Below are 18,442 nucleotides of genomic sequence, written 5' to 3'. Positions count from 1 at the left end.
ATTTTCCTTGATGTGATCACCGCCGGATACATGGTGATTACATAAATGTTATGCGCTCACAATTCTTTGACTACATTGCGACATGCTTTGGACGTTGTAAACGTAAAAAGCGTTTCATGGCGAGTTTCATCACATTTATTTGCTGTTAAAATGTGCGTGTGAGCGCAAATTAAATAATGGTAACCACAGCGGAAGATGGCAGTTGGATTCAGCCCACTCTTTTCTTGCAAAAGCATATTATGTGCAGCTTTGCATTATAGCGGTGTGTGCATTTCCTTGCTGTTAATACGAAAGAGAATATTTATCATTATTTTTTGCTTTCGTGGTTCCCCTTTTTGAATCTCAGTTGGCATCAATGTGCAATACCAATGGGATTTTAATTTTTTCAGGGGATTATCAATGAATAGTTTTCGTACCAGCTTGCTCTCCAGAGCTGTACGGGCAGGCGCGCTGGGTCTGATTGTGACCTGCGCGCTACCGGCTTTCGCGCAGCAAACGGCAGACACCTCCTCATCACAACAGGTCTATAGCATTCAACAAGGACCGCTGAACGAGGCGTTGAACCAGTTTGCCCAACAAAATGGCGTGCTGTTGTCTTACGATCCGGCACTGACCAGCGGTAAAACCAGCAAAGGATTACAGGGGAGCTACACACAGGAAAGCGGGTTCAGCCAGTTGCTGGCGGGCAGTGGCCTGCAGGCTCATTTCAGCGCCGATGGCAGCGTCTCACTGGCCACTGCGCCAGCGGGCGCCAGTGCATCACAAGCCGTCGTTCGTGATGATCGGATCGTGGTCACCGCGCCACCCAATACGGCGCTGAAGCTGGATGCACCGATCTCCGAAACGCCACGTGCGGTATCGACCGTCTCAGATACCACGATCCAGGAACGCGGCGTACAGAAACTCGATCAGGCGTTGCAATACAGCCCCGGTGTATTGGCGACCCCTTATGGTCCAGACAATAAAACCGATTGGTTGTTCATCCGTGGTTTCCCTTGGTCTCGCTTCCAGGACGGTTTGTCCACGCTGAAAGAAAATGGTTTCTACGAGTGGCAACAGGAATCCTTTGGTATCGAGCGGGTTGATGTGCTGAAAGGGCCTGCGTCGGTACTCTACGGCCAGAACCCACCAGGCGGCCTGGTTAACGTCATCAGCAAACGTCCAACCCGTTTGCCTCAGGGGCAGATCGATCTGAAGTATGGCTCTAACGATTACCGGCATCTGGCAATCGACAGCGCAGGTCCGGTGAACGATGACGGTACCATTCTCTACCGCGTGGTAGGCATGGCGAATGATACCAATGGTTCGACTGATTACTCCGAAAGCCAGCGCTATTACCTGGCACCTAGCATGACCTTCCTGATGGGTGAGGATACCGAACTGACGTTCCTCGCCAGCTACATGGATACCAACGCCAATCCGACCAGTGGTTTCAAACTGCCTTATGGCACGTTGCAGAACACACCGTTTGGTAAAGTCGGCTACACCACCACGCTGGGTGAGCCGGGCTACAGTCGCAGCGATTCACAGCAATTCAGCCTGGGGTATGAGTTTTCGCATAATTTCAACGACACCTGGACCTTCCACCAGAACTTCAGTTACTCCTACCTGAATCTGGATCTGCGCAGTCCCTATGTATTGGCGATGGTTGACGATCGTCACGCCAGCCGTGGACTGACATACCGCGATGGTTTCGCGCAGGGCTGGGCCGTGGATAACCGCATGGTGGGTAACTGGTTGATGGCTAATTCTGAGAATACCCTGTTGCTGGGTATCGACTATCAGAATGCCAATACCCGCAGCCATGACGGCAATCTCTATTCATTTGGTCAGCCGATCGATATTTTCAATCCGGTCTACGGGAATTTCACCGAGCCAACAGATGCGGATCTTTTCTACCATAAATCCAACCGCAACCAGACGGGTTACTATATTCAGGATCAGTTCAAATATGACGATCACGGGATCTTCCTGTTGGGTGGACGTTATGACTCGGCTCGTTCGCGCGATCAGAACCTGACGTCTGGCGCTGATACGCGGATGGACGACACCAAGTTCACCAAGACCGCGGGCATGATGTATCTGTTCGATAACGGTATATCGCCGTATATCAGTTACGCGGAGTCTTTCCTGCCGGTTCCCGGTCGTGATGCTTATGACAATCCGTATAAACCGCAAACGGGCAAACAGACCGAAGTCGGACTGAAGTATACCCCTGACGGTTACAACGGCTACGTTACCGCAGCGGTGTATGAGTTGACGCAGCAAAACGTACTGACGACTGACCCGGATCGCCCTGGTGTGCAGGTGCAGACCGGTGAGGCCCGTTCGCGTGGCCTTGAACTGGAAGGCAAAGGCGAGATCGTCAAAGGTCTGACGCTGACTGCCAACTACACCTACAGCAAGGTGGAAACCACCAAATCTGGTGTCGAGGATGAAGTCGGTAAACGTCTGCCAAAAATGCCGCTGCATAGCGCTTCCGGCTGGTTAAGTTACGCCTTCAACGGCCAATTGGAAGGCTTGATGCTCGGCACGGGCGTGCGCTATGTTGGCAGTTCCTACGGTGACGCAGTGAACAGCGCCGATATGAAAGTTCCGGCGTATACGCTGCTGGATGCAATGGCTCGTTACGACTTCAACAAAAACTGGCGTTTGCAGGTCAATGCCAGCAACCTGACCGATCGTGAATATGTCAGTGCCTGTGACTACTGGTGCTATTACGGTGAAGGCCGTAACCTCAGCGCCAATATCACCTATCTTTGGTAACATGTTTTTCCCCTCCTCTCAGGAAAAGAGAGGAGGGGCTGTTTTTCCTCGCTGTGAATCCCCGTTGTTAACAAATAGTCATTGACTTTATCGTTAATGATAATGAAAATCATTTGGTTAAATTATCTACCGAGTCACTGCCGTGAATTCAGCCGCTGTTCTTTCCCTTGTGCCGGATACCCCTACGCTTAGCGTTGAGAGGATGTATCGGGATCACCACGCCTGGTTAGTGGGCTGGTTGCGATCGCGGCTAGGGTGTTCGCAACAGGCGGCAGATCTGGCGCATGACACATTCTTACGCCTGATTCGTGGTAATGACGTACAGGAAATCCGCGAACCACGGGCCTGGCTGACAACCGTTGCGCATGGTCTGATGGTGAACCAATGGCGTCGCAAGGAGATCGAGCGCGCCTATCTGCACACGCTGGTTTTACAGGATTTGATATACGCCTCTTCACCTGAGCAGCAAACGCTGGTGGATACGCTGGTTGAAATTGATACCATGCTGGCCTCGTTACCAGAAAAAGCCCGGCAGGCTTTTCTGAGCGTACATCTTGACGGCATGACGTACAGTCAGGTGGCAGAAAAAATTGGTGTCTCAGAGCGGATGATCAAAAAATATATGGCGCAGGCCATGCTCGTTTGCCTGCGCTGTCAATCAGGTTGACGCGGGTGTCTGCTTCATCACTTCCCCAGGATGTTCTTTACGCGGCAGCAGATTGGTACGCGACGATCTTCGACGAGCATTGTACGGACGAAGAACGGCACAACTGGCAATTGTGGTTGCAAAAAGATCGCCAGCATCAGGAAGCGTGGCGGCAGGTTGAGCAGATACATGCCCGCTTTCAGCAGGTTGTTCATACCCCATCAGCTGTTCTTACTCGTCCGGCAGCGGAAACTTCACGTCGTTCCATGCTCAAATTATTGCTACTGGCAGGCGTGGGTGGGGTAGCGGGTTATGCGCTGCCATGGAAAAGCTATGCGGCAGATTATCGCACTGGCGTAGGTGAAACCCGGCACCTGATATTACACGAGGGTATGCAAGTCTGGCTCAATACTGACAGTGCATTGAATGTGCAAAACGACGGTAACCACTTGCAATTGATCAAAGGCGAACTGGCACTGAAATCCGCGGGGAAAAACGATATCCAACTCGCCAGTCGCTGCGGAAAGGTCACCCTGACGCAACCGGGAACGCTGACACTGCGTACTGAATCTGCCCTGGATTGCTTATCGGTGTTCGAAGGTGAGGCGTGGCTTGGAACCAATGCTTCGCAGGCGTTGCGGCGGATTCCTGCCGGTCAGCAAGTGGTCTTTACGCCGCAACAGATCCATTCCCCTGTTGGGGTGGATGCATTTCGGCAGAGTTGGATCAGCGGTATGCTGGTCGCAGATCGGATGCGCCTGGATCGTTTTATCGATGAAATCTCCCGTTACCAAACTGCTTATTTTAACGTTGACCCCGCGGTGGCCGGACTTCTCATCTCCGGTGTTTTCCCGTTGCGTGAAACTCAACGCATTCTTGCTGCGTTAACGCGTTCATTCCCTTTGCAGATAACAACACGGTTGTCCTGGTGGGTTGATATTCGAGCCAAAGGCAAATGATTCAAATCACTTTTCTGGTCATTTGAATCATCTCATTAGCCTTGAAGTGATAACCACCCCGATAAGCAACCGCTATTTTTGTTAATATTGGACGTGTAGTGGTGTTTTAATTAAGTGAAATTTACAATAAAATAAGGAGGTTAATATTCATTAACGTATTCGACTTATTCAAGTTCGTAATATATGTCCAATATTGGACATATATTGAAAATTGACCAAATAAAATATACTGTGATGATAAACTCATCATGATAAATCAAAGGACGGTAATGTAAGGCAAGAGCAGTTGTTTCAGCTGACCATGAAGGTCGGTAGGAATTCTTGTTGAAGAACAGTGATACTGTATATTAATTTAACGAGTTTAAAAATATGATTAGACCCAAGAAACCTGGAGACAGTATTCGGAGGGTTTTGTATTCATTACGCCCTTTTTCGGAATCGTTCCCACTGCGAAAGGATAAGGTTTTGCCTTACCAGATCGGTAAGCGACAGTATATGTATCTTTTGGAATCCGGTCAGATAAAGATGTTTCGTGCACAAGACCGAATGCTGCTGGGGCAAGTCGAAGCGCCCTTTATTTTAGGGGTGGCAGAGTGCACATTGTCCCAGGGGTTTCATATCGCTGAATGTTGTCCCGGTGCCAGTGTTCGTCGAATTGAGTACCCTATCGCCAGAAATGCGCTGGACAGCATGAATTTGTGGCGTGACTTGTTTGATATTATTGTTTTTCTTAGCGGATACCAAAATTATCGCGATCAGATACTGATCAATCGAAATGTCTATGATGTGGTTTGTGCATTGCTACGTGAAATTGATAGTCTGCCTGAAAGTGTGAGATATGAGATTAGCGTCAATGATTATATTTTATCCCGCAGTGGATTATCACGAAGTGGCGTGATGTCAGTCCTATCGGAATTAAGGAAAGGAGAATATATTCACATGGAAAATGGGAAGTTCATAAATATAACAAGAGTGCTCCCCGATAAGTTCTAATAACAACATTAGATTCATCTGGTACGCATGGCAGTAATATTGGACAACACCAGGAAAATGTAAATCAGAAAGCAGCGCATAGAAAGGATCGTTCGGTGAAAATGGCTCCTCTGACTGGACTCGAACCAGTGACATACGGATTAACAGTCCGCCGTTCTACCGACTGAACTACAGAGGAATCGTGTGAACGGGGCGAATGATAGCGGTGGGTAAATGGTTTGTCAAAGCCTGGGGGTCTAAATCTATGTATCTGGCGAGAAATCAGGCGTTCTGAGCCGTTTTTTGAGCGATACCGCGTGATCCGGTAGCGCATTTTGACTCATTTGGTGACATTCATTTGCGCAGTCTTTGATAAGGATCAAGATCCGGCACCGAGATGAAGTGATAATGAGAAGAAATGTCATTATCATTAGAAACCCACTATGTCTCTCTGGCAACGGATTTTACTGCTTTGCAGCTGTTTGTTCATCAGTACGTTGGCGTTTGCCGCGTCTACCGATTACCAGCAGTGGATTACCGATATCCAGCAACGTCTCGATAAAACCTCCACGCTCTACCAGCAAAAGCAAACGGATGAGGCACGTACAGAAGTGCAGATGGCCTATTTCGAGGTGTTCGAAAATCTTGAAGGCCCCATTCGTATCAACATCTCTTCGCAAAAAAGCTACCAAATGGAAGCCACCTTTGGCGAGATCCGTCGAATGATCGGTGAGGGTAGACCGCTTCCCGAGGTACAGGCGCGAGTCGACTGGTTGAAGGGGGAGCTTGATGGCGTGTTGCCCGTATTGACTGACGGCCATCGCGTGGTGGCAGAACAGCAGCACGGTGCCTATGAGAATAGCGACATTGCACCTTACTGGCAGCAGAGCTTCAAAGTGATTGACGATTTGCTGGCGCAGGCCGTGACGTCCTATCAGGAAGGGAAATATCAGCAGGCGGGCCAGGTCGTGCAACGGGCACACTATGAGGGGTTTAAAAACTCTGAAATGGAGATGTCGGTACGGGTAAACCGCTCTTCGCAGCAGGCGGCGGCGATTAATCAGCAGTTCAGTGCGCTGATTGCACTCGCGTCCAAGCCCGATCAGATGAGTGAGGTTTCATACCGTGTTACAACGCTGATACAGGATATTGAAGAGCAACTGCCTGGCTTGCCAACTACGCGTGAACAACAGCAGGCGCTGCCCGATCCGGGTGCAAACAGTTCGGCAGACAGCGGGACTGATACCGATTGGAAAAAAGTCAGCGGGCAGATTGACCAGGCGATTTCCGCGGCACTCGATCAATACAAACAAGGTCAAAGCAAGCCTGCCATGATGGCGGTTCAGGACGCTTATTTCGATCTGTTTGAAGCCAGCGGAATGGAAAATAAAATCGGCTCACGTGATTCGGCCTTTAAATCCACTTTGGAAGGCTACTTCACCCGAATGGTCAGTATGATCAAGGCTGGGCAGCCGCTGGATCAGTTGCAAGGGCAGGCAACGGCGCTACAGCAGGATCTGGAGAAAGCCGTCACCATGCTCGGCGAAGGTAACGAGACGCACTGGAGTCTGTTGATTTACAGCCTGCTGATCATTCTGCGCGAGGGTCTTGAGGCGCTGTTGATTGTGGCGGCTATCGTGGCTTATCTGGTGAAAAACAATCATCAGGACAAACTTCCTCTTATCCGTCAATCCGTCTATGCCGCCTTACTGGCGAGCGTAGTGACCGCTTTCATTTTCCAATGGCTGTTTTCCAACTCGGGTGCCAGCCGCGAATTGCTCGAAGGCGTAACCATGCTGATCGCCGTGGTGATGCTGTTCTCCATGAGTTATTGGCTGCTCTCGAAGGTCGAAGCGCGCCATTGGAAGGCCTATCTGGAAGGCAAACTCTCTCATTCACTCAGCAGCGGCTCAATGGCGGGTCTCTGGCTCACCAGTTTCCTGGCGGTGTATCGCGAAGGCGCGGAGACGGTGCTGTTCTATATGGCGCTGGTCGGTGATGCCAACTCGGTGGGTGGGCATTTGTCGATTCTGGGCGGTTTTGCGGCGGGCTGCATTTTACTGCTGCTGGCCTGGCTGGTGATGCGTTACAGCGTGGTGCGTTTACCGCTGAAACCATTCTTTATGTTTACCGGTGGATTCATGTACCTGATGGCGTTTGTCTTCGCTGGTAAAGGGGTATTGGAATTGATCGAAGGGAAGCTCTTTGAGCCGACCCTATTGCAGGGTGTACCGGAAATCAGTTGGTTGGGGATTTATCCCTATGTGGAAACGCTGTTGCCTCAGGGCGCGTTACTTCTGGCTGCCGTACTGGCGCTATGGGTGATGCGGCGGCAGTCGCAGAATGCGGACCGTAAAACAAACATTGCGTAACTAATCTATACCCGAAGTACTTGGAGATGAGGCAGGTAGGCAGCAACGTCAAGTATGAAGGGGATAAAAATCTAATCGAGGGATGATTGAAATGACGATGAAGAAAAGTGTGATAGCCAGTGCCATTATCGCCAGTATTTTTGCTGCACCAGCAGCGTTTGCTTTCAAAGAGTTCCCGGCGGGCGAACCCGTCACAATGAATGAATTGGAAATTGCCGCTGTTTATCTGCAACCGATAGATATGGAACCGCGTGGCATGGGTCTGCCGGCAGCCAAAGCGGACATCCATCTGGAAGCGGATATTCATGCGACTGAAGGTGGTAAAAATGGTTTCGGCGCGGGTGAATGGATGCCGTACCTGACCATCGCGTATACGCTGGTGAATACCGACACGGGCGACAAACAGGAAGGCACATTTATGCCAATGGTTGCCAGTGATGGTCCACACTACGGTGCCAATATCAAAATGATGGGTGTCGGTAACTACAAAGTCACCTATCACATTGAGCCCCCCTCCAAAGCCGGTATGCATCGTCATACGGATACCGATACGGGTGTCAGCCGCTGGTGGAAACCGTTCGATGTCAGCTTTGACTTCAAATACGTCGGTCTGAATTGATATTGATTCGCCGTGCCAGCTTCAGGTTGGTGCGGCGTAGTTTGCCATTCTGGTTTGGCAAACATGCAGTGGCTGTCAGGCATGGTTGCCAGGCAGATGTGGTGTTTTCCCCGTCCGGGTGGGCGTGATGAGTTATTTTTTTGTAAGTGTGTTGCAGGCTTTCCTGCCAGTTGCGTTACTGATAGGGCTAAATTGGGTGCATCGCCCCCTGCCGGGTATCAGGGCTCTGGGCTGGACCACGTTGCTGGCCTGGCTCGTCGGCGCGCTGATAGGCGGCCATTTGCCTTCAGGACAGATTTTACGCCTGTGTCTTACCGTGGCTGAGCTGGCCGCACTCGTGCTGTTCCTTCTCTGCCAATTTTCTCGCCATCAACGACTCGGTTTATTCTGGCAATGCCTGCTGATCGCGGGTGCGGCACTGCATTGGGCAGACAATCCGTCGCTGACGGCGTTGACCAGTACCACGGTAGTCAATACCGATTTGCTGCTGAACATCAGCGCGATCGTCTTGGCACTGGCCACCGTTATCCTCAGTGCAGTATTGATCACGATGCTGGTTCGCACAGTACCCCTTTCACGCTGGCCATTATTATTGTCGCTCGCAGTGCTTCTGGCACTGCCGCTAAGTGGCAATCTGCTCCTGTTACTCATGAAATTGCAGGTGCTGGGACTGACGAAATCACTGTTGAGCTACGTTGCCCAGGTCACTAATGCGTCAGCCTGGTTGAGTTACGCACCTGCGCTATTGATAACCCTGCTGTTGCTCCTGCGCCTGCCGGGACTGTTCGGATTGCGGCGAAATACAGGTCAGCAGACTGACGATATTCTACGGCGTAAATCGCAGGCTGAGTGGCAAAATGCCAGGCGCACCGGGCTGTGGATGGTGGTCGCCGTATTGATTGTGGTGCTGAGCCAACTGTACTGGGATCGTATCGCCTCCCAGCCGCCGCAACTTTCGGCTGCCATCCCGGTGACGCTGGCGGAGGACGGCCAGGTTCATATTCCGGTTGAACAAATCCGCGATGGCAAATTGCACCGTTTCGTCTGGGTGTCAGATGACGGCAAAGCCGTGCGCTTTTTTGTGATCAATCGCTATCCGGATCGTTTGCGCCTCGGCGTGGTTTTTGATGCATGTCTGTTGTGCGGCGATCAGGGGTATGTGATGGAAGGTAATCAGGTGATCTGTGTCGCCTGTGCTGTGCATATCTTTATTCCTTCGATCGGTAAACCCGGTGGGTGTAATCCGGTTCCGATTGAGGGCTGGAAAAATGACGATCGGGAACTGGTAATTGGACGCGATGCCCTGATTTCGGGGGTGAATTATTTCACGACAATCGTGACGCTGGACGTGACCGACCCGGTTGATGGCAGTCAACTGACCAATATCAGTGCGCAATATAAATTCCGTTATGGTGGCAAAACCTGGTTCTTCTCTTCCGAAGATAACTACAACCGTTTCCGCGCGCAGCCCCGGCAGTTTGTCGATATCGCTCCGACCGCTGAAGATGGTGAACCGGAGGATCAATAACGATGCTGGCTATCATGTTAAGACAGTCGTGGCGCAGAAATGTCCGGCGTAAATCGTTGGCGGTCATCACCGTGTTTCTCGCTGCGGGATTGATTTCGGCACTGTTGGCGGTCTCCATTGATATTGGAGACAAAATGGCGCGGGAGTTGAAGTCTTACGGCGCCAATATCTTGATCGAACCTGCCGGACAGGCGGCGCTTCCTGCCTTGTTTGGTGAGCGAAGCAATCCGCTGGCGGGACAGGATTTCCTTGATGAAAATGAACTGCCGAATATCAAGGATATCTTCTGGCGCAATAACATCGTCGGTTTTGCGCCGCTGCTCAGCGGCAATGTGGTCATTAATGACCAGACAGTCGGTGTGCTCGGTACCTTTTTCTCCCAACCGGTGAATGTGCCGGATGAAGAGGATTATCACACCGGGCAACGGATCATCAGTCCGTACTGGCAGGTTCAGGGTGAATGGCCTCAGGAGCCGGTCATTGAAGGTGCAGTGGTTCCGGCACTGGTAGGGAAACAACTTGCGCTGCAAAACCACTGGACGGTGGGGGATTCGTTGCAACTCACCGGGCCTGCGGCACCATTGAACCTGAAGATAACCGGGATCTTGAGCAGTGGTGGGGATGAAGAGCGCCAACTGGTAATGCCGCTTGCGGCAGTGCAGACACTGATGGGATTGCCCGGCAAGGTTCAGGCGATTCGCGTTTCGGCGCTGACGGTGCCTGAAAATGATTTATCGCGCCGTGCGCGTGAGAACCTCGAAGCGTTGAATGCCGAAGAGTATGACCTCTGGTATTGCACCGCCTATGTTTCATCAATTGCTCACCAGTTGGAAGAGGCCATTTCGGGTTCAGCGGTAAGGCCAATCTGGCAGGTTGCGGCATCTGAGGGTGTGGTGATTGAAAAAATCCAGTTGTTACTTGCGGTGGTGACGCTGGCTGCCCTGGTCGCAGCGGCGATGGGTATTGCCTCGCTGATGACCAGTACCATTATGGAGCGGGCGAAAGAGATAGGTCTGATGAAAGCATTGGGTGCCAGGCAGTGGCAGATCATGCTGTTGTTCTATCTGGAGGCGGCTCTCAGTGGCTTATTGGGTGGGGTGCTGGGCTGCGTGGCCGGTTGGGGATTGGCGAAAGCCATCGGCCTGATGCTGTTTGGTGCACCGTTGAGTTTTGCCTGGATCGTGGTGCCTTGCGTACTGGTGGTTTCCGTACTGATCGCCCTGATCGGCACCTGGTTCCCCGCCCGGCGTATCGCACGATTGTACCCTGTGGAGGTGCTGTATGGCCGCTGATCAATCAGCCGGGATCACCAAAAAAACAGTGCCGATAAAGAGCATGTTCTGGTTGCTGGTGATTCGCGCCCTGCGCCTCAGAATGCAACGTGTAAGCGTGGTTTTTGCGGCATTGACCGTGGGTGCAGCGATAGTGACGGCGATGTCGGCTGTCTATTTTGATATCAATGCCAAGATGAGCCAAGAGCTGCGTACGTTTGGTGCCAATTTCTATATCGGCCCCGCCAGCGACAATACGCTGCCACAAGCAGATTTCCAGCAGATTCTTACGGCTGCGCCTGCGGGCCTGATCAACGCGGGCAGTCCGTATCTGTATGGAATGGCGCGTACCGAACTGGAGAAAGTGGTGGTCATGGGCGTCTGGTTTGACTCACTGCAACCGTTGGTTCCTTACTGGCAAGTGAGTGGACAGTGGATCGGCGTAAACTTTGACGATCGCAACGCCATGATTGGGGTAAAACTGGCTAACCGCTTGCAGGTCAAAGTCGGCGACAGCATTACGCTGGTGGGGAATGACGGCCAGCAACGTTTGCAGATTAAGGGCATTGTTGAGTCTGGCGATGCGACGGATAACGTTCTGATCGTGAATCTCGATCTGGCGCAAAAGTGGCTGCATCAGCCAGGAAAAATCAGCAATGCGCTGCTGAATGTGAGCAACGATCTCGGTCAGGTAGATAATTTTGCCCAGAAATTACGTCAGCAATATCCGCAACTTGAAATCAGGCCCATTCTGAAGGTTTCGGCTTCCGAAGGGCAAGTGCTGGATAAAATCAAGGGGCTGATGGGATTGGTCTCGGTGGTGATCCTGGTCCTGTCTTCCCTGTGCGTGAACACCACGCTATTGGCGATGGTGAGTGAGCGTGCGCGAGAATTCGCACTGCAAAAAGCATTGGGCGCGGGCGATCGCGACATTATTCGCCAGATGTTGACAGAGACCCTGTTGATTTCCCTGGCTGCGGCACTAACGGGCGTGGTGCTGGGCTTTTTGCTGGCGCAACTGGTTGGGCATACTGTTTTCAACGCGGCGATCGCGTTGCGCGCGCCGGTTTTCCCGCTTACGCTACTCTCATCCGTTTTGGTGGCAGCGCTCGCTGCGATTGTGCCAACCCGATATGCGATTGATGTTCAACCGGCCAGAGTGTTAAAAGGAGAATAAGGTGAAGAGTTCAACAGTCAGACTGGTCAGTCCCGAACCTGAATCGCAAGCGGTGATTGAGACCCGCCATTTGTTCAAGCGGTTTGGTGAGGTCACGGCCCTTGATGACATCAATATTTGCATTAATCGCGGCGAATTCGTTGCCATTATGGGGGCTTCCGGCTCGGGCAAAACGACATTGATGAATATTTTGACCTGTCTGGATACGGTCACTGAAGGTCAGGTTTTACTGGATGGAACGGATGCTGCGGCTCTTGACGAAGAGGGACGCCGCCAGTTCCGTGCTGATAAAATCGGCTTGGTATTTCAGCAATTCCATCTGATTCCTTTCCTCACCGCATTGGAAAATATCATGCTGGCGCAGCATTATCACAGCGTGGTAGATGAAGCGGCAGCGCGTAATGTGCTGGAACAGGTCGGATTGTCGCATCGCGTCAGCCATCTCCCAAGCCAACTTTCTGGTGGTGAGCAGCAACGTGTATGCATTGCGCGTGCATTGGTGAATCAGCCGCCGGTTATCTTTGCCGATGAACCGACAGGAAACCTGGACGAGGAGAATGAGCAGCGGGTTCTGGCGCTCCTCAATCAATTGCATCAGCAGGGGCGCACTATTGTGATGGTGACGCACAACCCGGAACTGGGACGGGTCGCTGACCGTATTATCCGTTTACAGCACGGCAAGGTTATCAGTACTGGGAGTCAGCATCATGTTGTGGCATAAGTGTTCATTTCTGGTTGCCTTGATGGCCCTGACTTTGCTTGCTGGTTGCAAACAGGAAAAAGTGGCCTTGGGAAAAGAGGCGCCAGCGCTGGCAGCCTATGATCTACAGGGCGAACAGGTGTCGTTGGATCGTTGGCAAGGCAAAACGGTCTACCTGAATTTCTGGTCAGTCAGTTGCGGTGGTTGTGTGTCTGAAATGGCATCACTGGAAAAACTCAGTAAAACTTATGGCGATAAAGTTGTCGTCGTCGCGGTGAATACTGATGCTGAGCAAGTGGATCTTAAGCCAGTGCTGGCTCAACGGCAGATCGGTTATCCCGTAGTACGCGATCAACTTGGAATTACCCGGGAACGTTATGAAGTCATCGGCACGCCGACATCATTTCTGATTGATGCCAAAGGGAAAGTGACCGCAATACATCAGGGTGTCCGTAGCGATCAGGCACTTACAGCGCTGTTTCAGCAGATTGGGCAGGGGGCATAATGACATTGAGGCTATCTTTTTCATGCCTGCTATTCTCATGCCTGGCGTTTGTTTCACTGACGTCAACGCATGCTCAGGCGGATGGGAAAGGACTCTATCAGCAACGTTGCTCAGGATGTCATGGTCGATTGGCAGACAAGAAGGCGATGGATCAGGCTCCGGCACTGAACACCCTTTCTGAAGATGTGATGATCGAAGGGCTCAAAGTACGGCGGGATGGGAAAATTGAAGGCAAAGGCAATCGGGCCAAAGCGAATCTTACTGATGAGCAAATCGTTGAACTGGCGAAATTCATCAATGGCTTACCGAAATAATTCCCGGATTTATATTTTCCGTTTTGCATCTGGACTCCAGTGAGACATCCTGTTTTTCACGGGCAATTTTAAAAGCAAGCATGAGAAAAATGTGTTGCGTAGTTAATTTTCATTAAAAACCAACTCAAACTTCTCTGTCAGCGTTGCGTTTTCTGAAGCGAGAAAGTGCGATTTATGTCCCCGCACAAGAGATGAAACAGACTATTTGAGCGTCGTTGGCTTGAATAATATGTTATTGATTAATATGGTTATTTTTAACACACCTCAAAGAATGAAATAATCAACTGATGGTGATGATCTATTATATTACAAAAATATAGAGCTATTAATTTCATCTATTTAAAAATTAAAATAGATTGGCTAATTAATAATAAAGCCATATCACATCTTGAAATAACCGCGTAAACGTGTACGTTAATATGAAGATTGAAGTTTTACCTAAACCTATTTAATTAATTTTAATGCTTTTAAAATTAATTAAGGTGAGAAGGTGCGTGTTTATATATCTATAGAGTAACCCTCTCTTGTTATGTAATGAAATATAAAAAATTGATAAAACCCATCTCACTGAAAAACAATACATTTTCAATATTCATTGAAGATGATGGCACCATTTTTTACACGGGACATGACCAAATTAATGTGAGCAAAAGAGAGGGAGTGTTCTTTTTAAAAGAGACCATTGAGCGGGCTAAATTATAGTCAGATCAGCCATTTTTGGTGAGTGATAATGAATAAATACAGATTCTACGCTTGAATTGACTCGTTAGCGCATGCTGTTTCGTAAGCAAAAAATATTGAATCAAACAAACGTAGATATTAAATGAATACCATTATTGGACTTCGCGATAAAAATTAAGGTGCTAAACTTATAATTCAAGCGTAAGAGGTTATTATAATGAAGCTACTGATGAATGAAGCGGATTTTTTGCAGTGGGTTCTGCGAGACTATTTCTTGCTCGAAAATGAATCGCAAGATCTGTTTATGACAGATGAAGAGTTGGGCGATTTTATTAATCACTCCAAACCCAAACGTTATCCCTGTGTGGCATACCTCTCTCATTCGATTAAATATCCCACGATTAGCCAGATGAAATTCATTTACGAGGAACAACTTTACCAATGGATCGATAAGTTTAGCGCAACACCTAAAACACTTAACCTTCATGGCGGACGGTAAATGCAGCCTAAAAACCGCGTTAAATACTATTTTGTTTCTTAATAGTGATTTCTGTCTTAATAATGGCTCCTGTCTTAATAATGGCGACACTACTATCATTGCCGCCATTATAACCCACATCACGCTGCTGTTTTAGCACATCAAGTTAATTGAATAATTAACTCAAATAAGTGGAAAAATGATGATTCTTTTTCTGCGCATCTTAAAGAATAAGATAATTTAGTAACTAATAATGATTAATTACAAAATTAATAATGGATATATAAAACCTCTAATCATTTAGTATATAAATGATTGGGGGTTCTCTTTTATAAAAATATGACCTGAAGCATAAAGCTCCGTAATGTATCATTTTGATTTAAAACAATAAAAAATAAAGTCCATTTTAGGATGGTGAAAGAGTATTGTATTATTCGTGTTTGAGAAATATTCTGAGCGCGTATTAAAAAATTATTATTTTATTAAATGCTTTGATTCAAACAGTATGGTTTGTGTTTTTGGTGGTTTTTATAGGTTTAATGGGTCACGACTCGCCTTGGTATCGATAGGATTGGCAATGCGTTCACTGACTTATTAATAAGGTGAAGGGAAAGGATAAGAACGGTTGTTTCTTATAGCTGCGATCGCACTGAAGCGATCCCTATAGGTGTTCGTCTTTCCTTTATTTAATGAAGCTTTAAAGTTGTCTCATGCTGATATTTCATAGTATTCTACGTTTAAAAATTTCACATTATATGGTATCGAAATGAATATTGTTAAAAAGCGATCTCGCTGCTCACCGGTAACAAAATCATGGATATGGGGGCAAATCGCGCTTCAATTTATATGCCCTATAGTCATCAGTCACTCTGCAAATGCCAGTGAGCCCACGTCATCAACCTATTCTGCTGGGTATGACAATAATAACGATACGCCAAATGATTGGGGCACGTATTCAACGCAGCTATCAGGTCTGGCGGGTTCGATGGCAGCGAATGGTACAAAGGGTGTGGTTGATTCAGCCAAATCATTATCAGCCGGCTATGTCTCTGACTCTGCTGAAAAATGGCTGAATCAATTTGGTACCGCGCGAGTTCAACTGAACGTTGATGACAATGGCAATTGGGATGACAGTTCCTTTGACTTTCTGGCGCCTGTTTATAACACCGAGCAGCAAATGTTTTTCACCCAACTCGGGCTGCGGGCACCTGATGGGCGTATCACTGGCAACCTGGGTATGGGGGTTCGCGCCTTTACAGTTGATAACTGGATGTTTGGTGGTAACGTTTTTTTAGATGATGATTTTACAGGAAAAAACAGGCGGGTAGGTCTTGGTGCGGAAGCCTGGACGAACAACCTGAAACTGTCTGCAAACAGTTACATCGGTACAACAGACTGGCACCAATCGCGGGATTTCGACGACTACAACGAAAAGCCCGCCAATGGATTTGATGTACGGGCCGAAGGGTATTTACCCTCTTATCCGCAATTGGGCGCGAAGTTGATGTATGAACAATACTACGGTGATGATGTAGCCCTCTTTGATAAAGACCATCTACAGGATGACCCGTCATCGGTAACGTTAGGTATCAACTACACGCCGATCCCACTGCTGACATTCGGCGTGGAGTATAAGCGCGGACAGGATTCCCTGGACGATACCCAGTTCAGCATGAATTTCCGCTATAACATCGGGCGACCATGGCAGGAACAAATATCACCCGCGCAGGTTGCGGTACAGCGAAGTCTGGCGGGAAGTCGCTACGATCTGGTGGAGCGAAATAACACCATTGTTATGGCGTATAAAAAGAAAAGTGTCAGCAATTCCCTTGCGAACATGACGCTGGTGATTAATAAGGATGGTAGTCCGGCAGATGGCCTTTCAATGAATACCGCATCCGTTCAGGCGACAACATCAGACGGTTTGCCCGTCCGTAATGCCGTTATTGACTGGAGCGTAACGGGTACGGCGCAACTTAGCCCGTCAACCACCACCACGGATGAAAATGGCAATGCCACGGTGAATATCACCAATAAAACGGCTGAACAGGTGATTGTTCAGGCCACCTCGGGTTCAGTCACTAAAACAGCCACTACTTCGTTTATTCCATCGGCCGACCTGAGTTTGGCGATTACTAAAAATAACAGCAAGGCGGATGGCAATGATGCGAATACCGGGCAAGTGACGGTAAAAGATGCAAATGGTAAAGCGATGCCTGAGGTTGCTATCACCTGGAGTACCGACAATGGTGCTGTCATTACCGACAGCCAGAGCAAAACGGATGGACAGGGACAGGCGACGGTAAAGTTCACCAACCAGAAAGAAGGTGCGGTCATGTTGAGCGCTTCCGCTGACGGTCAAACGGAAACGGTGCCATCAGGGTTTATCAATGATGATACCGCGGCGGCGATTGATGTCACCATGACGACCAATCATCAGCCAGCAGATAATACCAGCCTTGATGTGGCGCAAGCCATCGTCACCAATGCCAGCCATCAGCCGATCGTGGGCGCCGTCGTGACCTGGAATCTGAGTGGCAGCAGCACGGCCTCTGCGGCGACACCGCTAACGGCAACCACCGATGAGAACGGTATTTCGACGCTGGTCATTAAAGATTCTGTCGCAGAAAATGTGACGATATCAGCAAGCAGTGGCGAGCTTTCTGGAAGTACCACCGCAACCTTTGATGCCGTTAAAACCGAAATCGTGCTGGAAATGATCAAGAACAACGCCATCATTGACGGCGTTGATCAGGATATCGCCCAGGTAACGGTGACGAAAGGGGGCGTACCGCTCAGCAACGTGGTGATTGCCTGGGATAAAACATCGCTAACGGCAAAAAATGCCAAAGCCCCGCAGGAATTAACGAATAAAAGCGGTCAGGCAACTTTGGCCATGACAGATAAAGTGGCAGAGACCTTTACCGTAACGGCGCTAGTCAACGGAGAGACGTTCTCTACCAGCGCGACCTTTGTCCAACCTGATTTTGGCCCTATCACTTTGGACCTTCCTGAGGCCGATGCTCAGGCTTTAGGAGGCGTGCCTCTCATAAACTGGGAGGTGTCCCAGGGAGGAACCCCGGTGGTAATCAGCAATTACGCAGGCATGGCGGCAGGAGATACGATTGATATTAATTTCAGTGTAACGGGCGCGGCTGACGGCTCACCCCATGCTTACGTCGCCCCCACATATACTGTTCGTCAGGAAGATATGGGTACTGATATTTCCATAATTATTCCCGAGACTACGCTAGCGAATATTGAAGGAGAAAACCAGGAGGGCGGCGGCGCTCCACTGCCAAAATATAAGATCGATGCAAAGGTCACCAAGCCTGAAATAAAATCTCTGAGTGCCACAACAACAGGAAGCATTGATACCCTTGGGGCTCACTAGACTTTATATATGAAGTAATTATGTAATGTGGTTTACAATGCCGGATGGGGAAACCCTCCG

14 protein-coding genes and 1 tRNA gene are annotated in these 18,442 nt (G+C 49.3%); 14 read left to right on the top strand and 1 reads right to left on the bottom strand.

Features of this window, described 5'->3' with window-relative positions:
* Nucleotides 1-399 precede the first annotated feature (399 nt).
* From DRI82_RS15125 to DRI82_RS15110, 4 genes are all read left to right on the top strand, one after another.
* Nucleotides 400-2,766, top strand: a complete 2,367-nt coding sequence (locus DRI82_RS15125; protein WP_114194738.1) for a TonB-dependent siderophore receptor — start codon at nt 400-402, stop codon at nt 2,764-2,766.
* Nucleotides 2,767-2,908: 142 nt separating this feature from the next.
* Nucleotides 2,909-3,433 (top strand): sigma-70 family RNA polymerase sigma factor, encoded by a 525-nt coding sequence (locus DRI82_RS15120; protein ID WP_245956855.1) that lies wholly within the window; start codon nt 2,909-2,911, stop codon nt 3,431-3,433.
* Nucleotides 3,434-3,438: 5 nt separating this feature from the next.
* Nucleotides 3,439-4,371, top strand: a complete 933-nt coding sequence (locus tag DRI82_RS15115; RefSeq protein WP_245956854.1) for a DUF4880 domain-containing protein — start codon at nt 3,439-3,441, stop codon at nt 4,369-4,371.
* Between the two features lie 465 nt (nt 4,372-4,836).
* Nucleotides 4,837-5,364 (top strand): helix-turn-helix domain-containing protein, encoded by a 528-nt coding sequence (locus tag DRI82_RS15110; protein WP_157968084.1) that lies wholly within the window; start codon nt 4,837-4,839, stop codon nt 5,362-5,364.
* 102 nt (nt 5,365-5,466) lie between these two features.
* Here DRI82_RS15110 and DRI82_RS15105 read toward each other — a convergent pair.
* Nucleotides 5,467-5,542 (bottom strand) — tRNA-Asn (locus tag DRI82_RS15105).
* Between the two features lie 244 nt (nt 5,543-5,786).
* Here DRI82_RS15105 and DRI82_RS15100 point away from each other — a divergent pair.
* The 10 genes from DRI82_RS15100 to DRI82_RS15055 all read left to right on the top strand — a co-directional run bounded on the left by DRI82_RS15100 (nt 5,787) and on the right by DRI82_RS15055 (nt 18,382).
* On the top strand, nt 5,787-7,715 hold the full coding sequence (locus DRI82_RS15100) for an FTR1 family iron permease (RefSeq protein ID WP_114194735.1): 1,929 nt from the start codon (nt 5,787-5,789) through the stop codon (nt 7,713-7,715).
* A gap of 91 nt (nt 7,716-7,806) precedes the next feature.
* Nucleotides 7,807-8,334, top strand: coding sequence for an iron transporter (locus DRI82_RS15095; protein ID WP_114194744.1), 528 nt, complete (start codon nt 7,807-7,809; stop codon nt 8,332-8,334).
* 127 nt (nt 8,335-8,461) lie between these two features.
* Entirely contained in the window at nt 8,462-9,862 is a 1,401-nt protein-coding gene (locus DRI82_RS15090; RefSeq protein WP_114194734.1) for a Fe-S-containing protein, read from the top strand.
* A 2-nt stretch (nt 9,863-9,864) separates the two neighbouring features.
* On the top strand, nt 9,865-11,154 hold the full coding sequence (locus tag DRI82_RS15085; protein ID WP_114194733.1) for an ABC transporter permease: 1,290 nt from the start codon (nt 9,865-9,867) through the stop codon (nt 11,152-11,154).
* A complete protein-coding gene (locus DRI82_RS15080) occupies nt 11,144-12,310 on the top strand; it encodes an FtsX-like permease family protein (protein WP_114194732.1) in 1,167 nt (388 codons plus the stop codon). Before DRI82_RS15085 ends, DRI82_RS15080 begins: the two co-directional genes overlap by 11 nt.
* Nucleotide 12,311: 1 nt before the next feature.
* Nucleotides 12,312-13,031 carry an ABC transporter ATP-binding protein gene (locus DRI82_RS15075; protein WP_157968083.1) on the top strand — a complete coding sequence of 240 codons (720 nt, stop codon included), beginning with the start codon at nt 12,312-12,314 and terminating at the stop codon, nt 13,029-13,031.
* Entirely contained in the window at nt 13,018-13,515 is a 498-nt protein-coding gene (locus DRI82_RS15070; RefSeq protein ID WP_114194731.1) for a TlpA family protein disulfide reductase, read from the top strand. The genes DRI82_RS15075 and DRI82_RS15070 overlap by 14 nt, the downstream gene beginning before the upstream one ends.
* Nucleotides 13,515-13,829: a c-type cytochrome gene (locus DRI82_RS15065; protein WP_114194730.1), complete on the top strand. Its 315-nt coding sequence runs from the start codon at nt 13,515-13,517 to the stop codon at nt 13,827-13,829. Before DRI82_RS15070 ends, DRI82_RS15065 begins: the two co-directional genes overlap by 1 nt.
* A gap of 898 nt (nt 13,830-14,727) precedes the next feature.
* Nucleotides 14,728-15,009, top strand: coding sequence for a hypothetical protein (locus tag DRI82_RS15060; protein WP_157968082.1), 282 nt, complete (start codon nt 14,728-14,730; stop codon nt 15,007-15,009).
* A 964-nt stretch (nt 15,010-15,973) separates the two neighbouring features.
* The gene (locus DRI82_RS15055; RefSeq protein WP_170138717.1) at nt 15,974-18,382 is read left to right on the top strand and encodes an inverse autotransporter beta domain-containing protein; all 2,409 of its coding nucleotides are present in this window, start codon (nt 15,974-15,976) and stop codon (nt 18,380-18,382) included.
* Nucleotides 18,383-18,442 lie beyond the last annotated feature (60 nt).

It is taken from the genome of Edaphovirga cremea, from assembly GCF_003332275.1.
Lineage (GTDB): Bacteria > Pseudomonadota > Gammaproteobacteria > Enterobacterales > Enterobacteriaceae > Edaphovirga > Edaphovirga cremea.
This window is presented reverse-complemented; position numbering and strand designations above follow the sequence as displayed.

Coding starts and splice junctions, on each gene's coding strand:
- DRI82_RS15055 (WP_170138717.1), top strand. CDS start 15,974: ATGGCAGCGAATGGTACAAAGGGTGTGGTTGATTCAGCCAAATCATTA.
- DRI82_RS15125 (WP_114194738.1), top strand. CDS start 400: ATGAATAGTTTTCGTACCAGCTTGCTCTCCAGAGCTGTACGGGCAGGC.
- DRI82_RS15100 (WP_114194735.1), top strand. CDS start 5,787: ATGTCTCTCTGGCAACGGATTTTACTGCTTTGCAGCTGTTTGTTCATC.
- DRI82_RS15085 (WP_114194733.1), top strand. CDS start 9,865: ATGCTGGCTATCATGTTAAGACAGTCGTGGCGCAGAAATGTCCGGCGT.
- DRI82_RS15070 (WP_114194731.1), top strand. CDS start 13,018: ATGTTGTGGCATAAGTGTTCATTTCTGGTTGCCTTGATGGCCCTGACT.
- DRI82_RS15095 (WP_114194744.1), top strand. CDS start 7,807: ATGACGATGAAGAAAAGTGTGATAGCCAGTGCCATTATCGCCAGTATT.
- DRI82_RS15065 (WP_114194730.1), top strand. CDS start 13,515: ATGACATTGAGGCTATCTTTTTCATGCCTGCTATTCTCATGCCTGGCG.
- DRI82_RS15090 (WP_114194734.1), top strand. CDS start 8,462: ATGAGTTATTTTTTTGTAAGTGTGTTGCAGGCTTTCCTGCCAGTTGCG.
- DRI82_RS15080 (WP_114194732.1), top strand. CDS start 11,144: ATGGCCGCTGATCAATCAGCCGGGATCACCAAAAAAACAGTGCCGATA.
- DRI82_RS15060 (WP_157968082.1), top strand. CDS start 14,728: ATGAAGCTACTGATGAATGAAGCGGATTTTTTGCAGTGGGTTCTGCGA.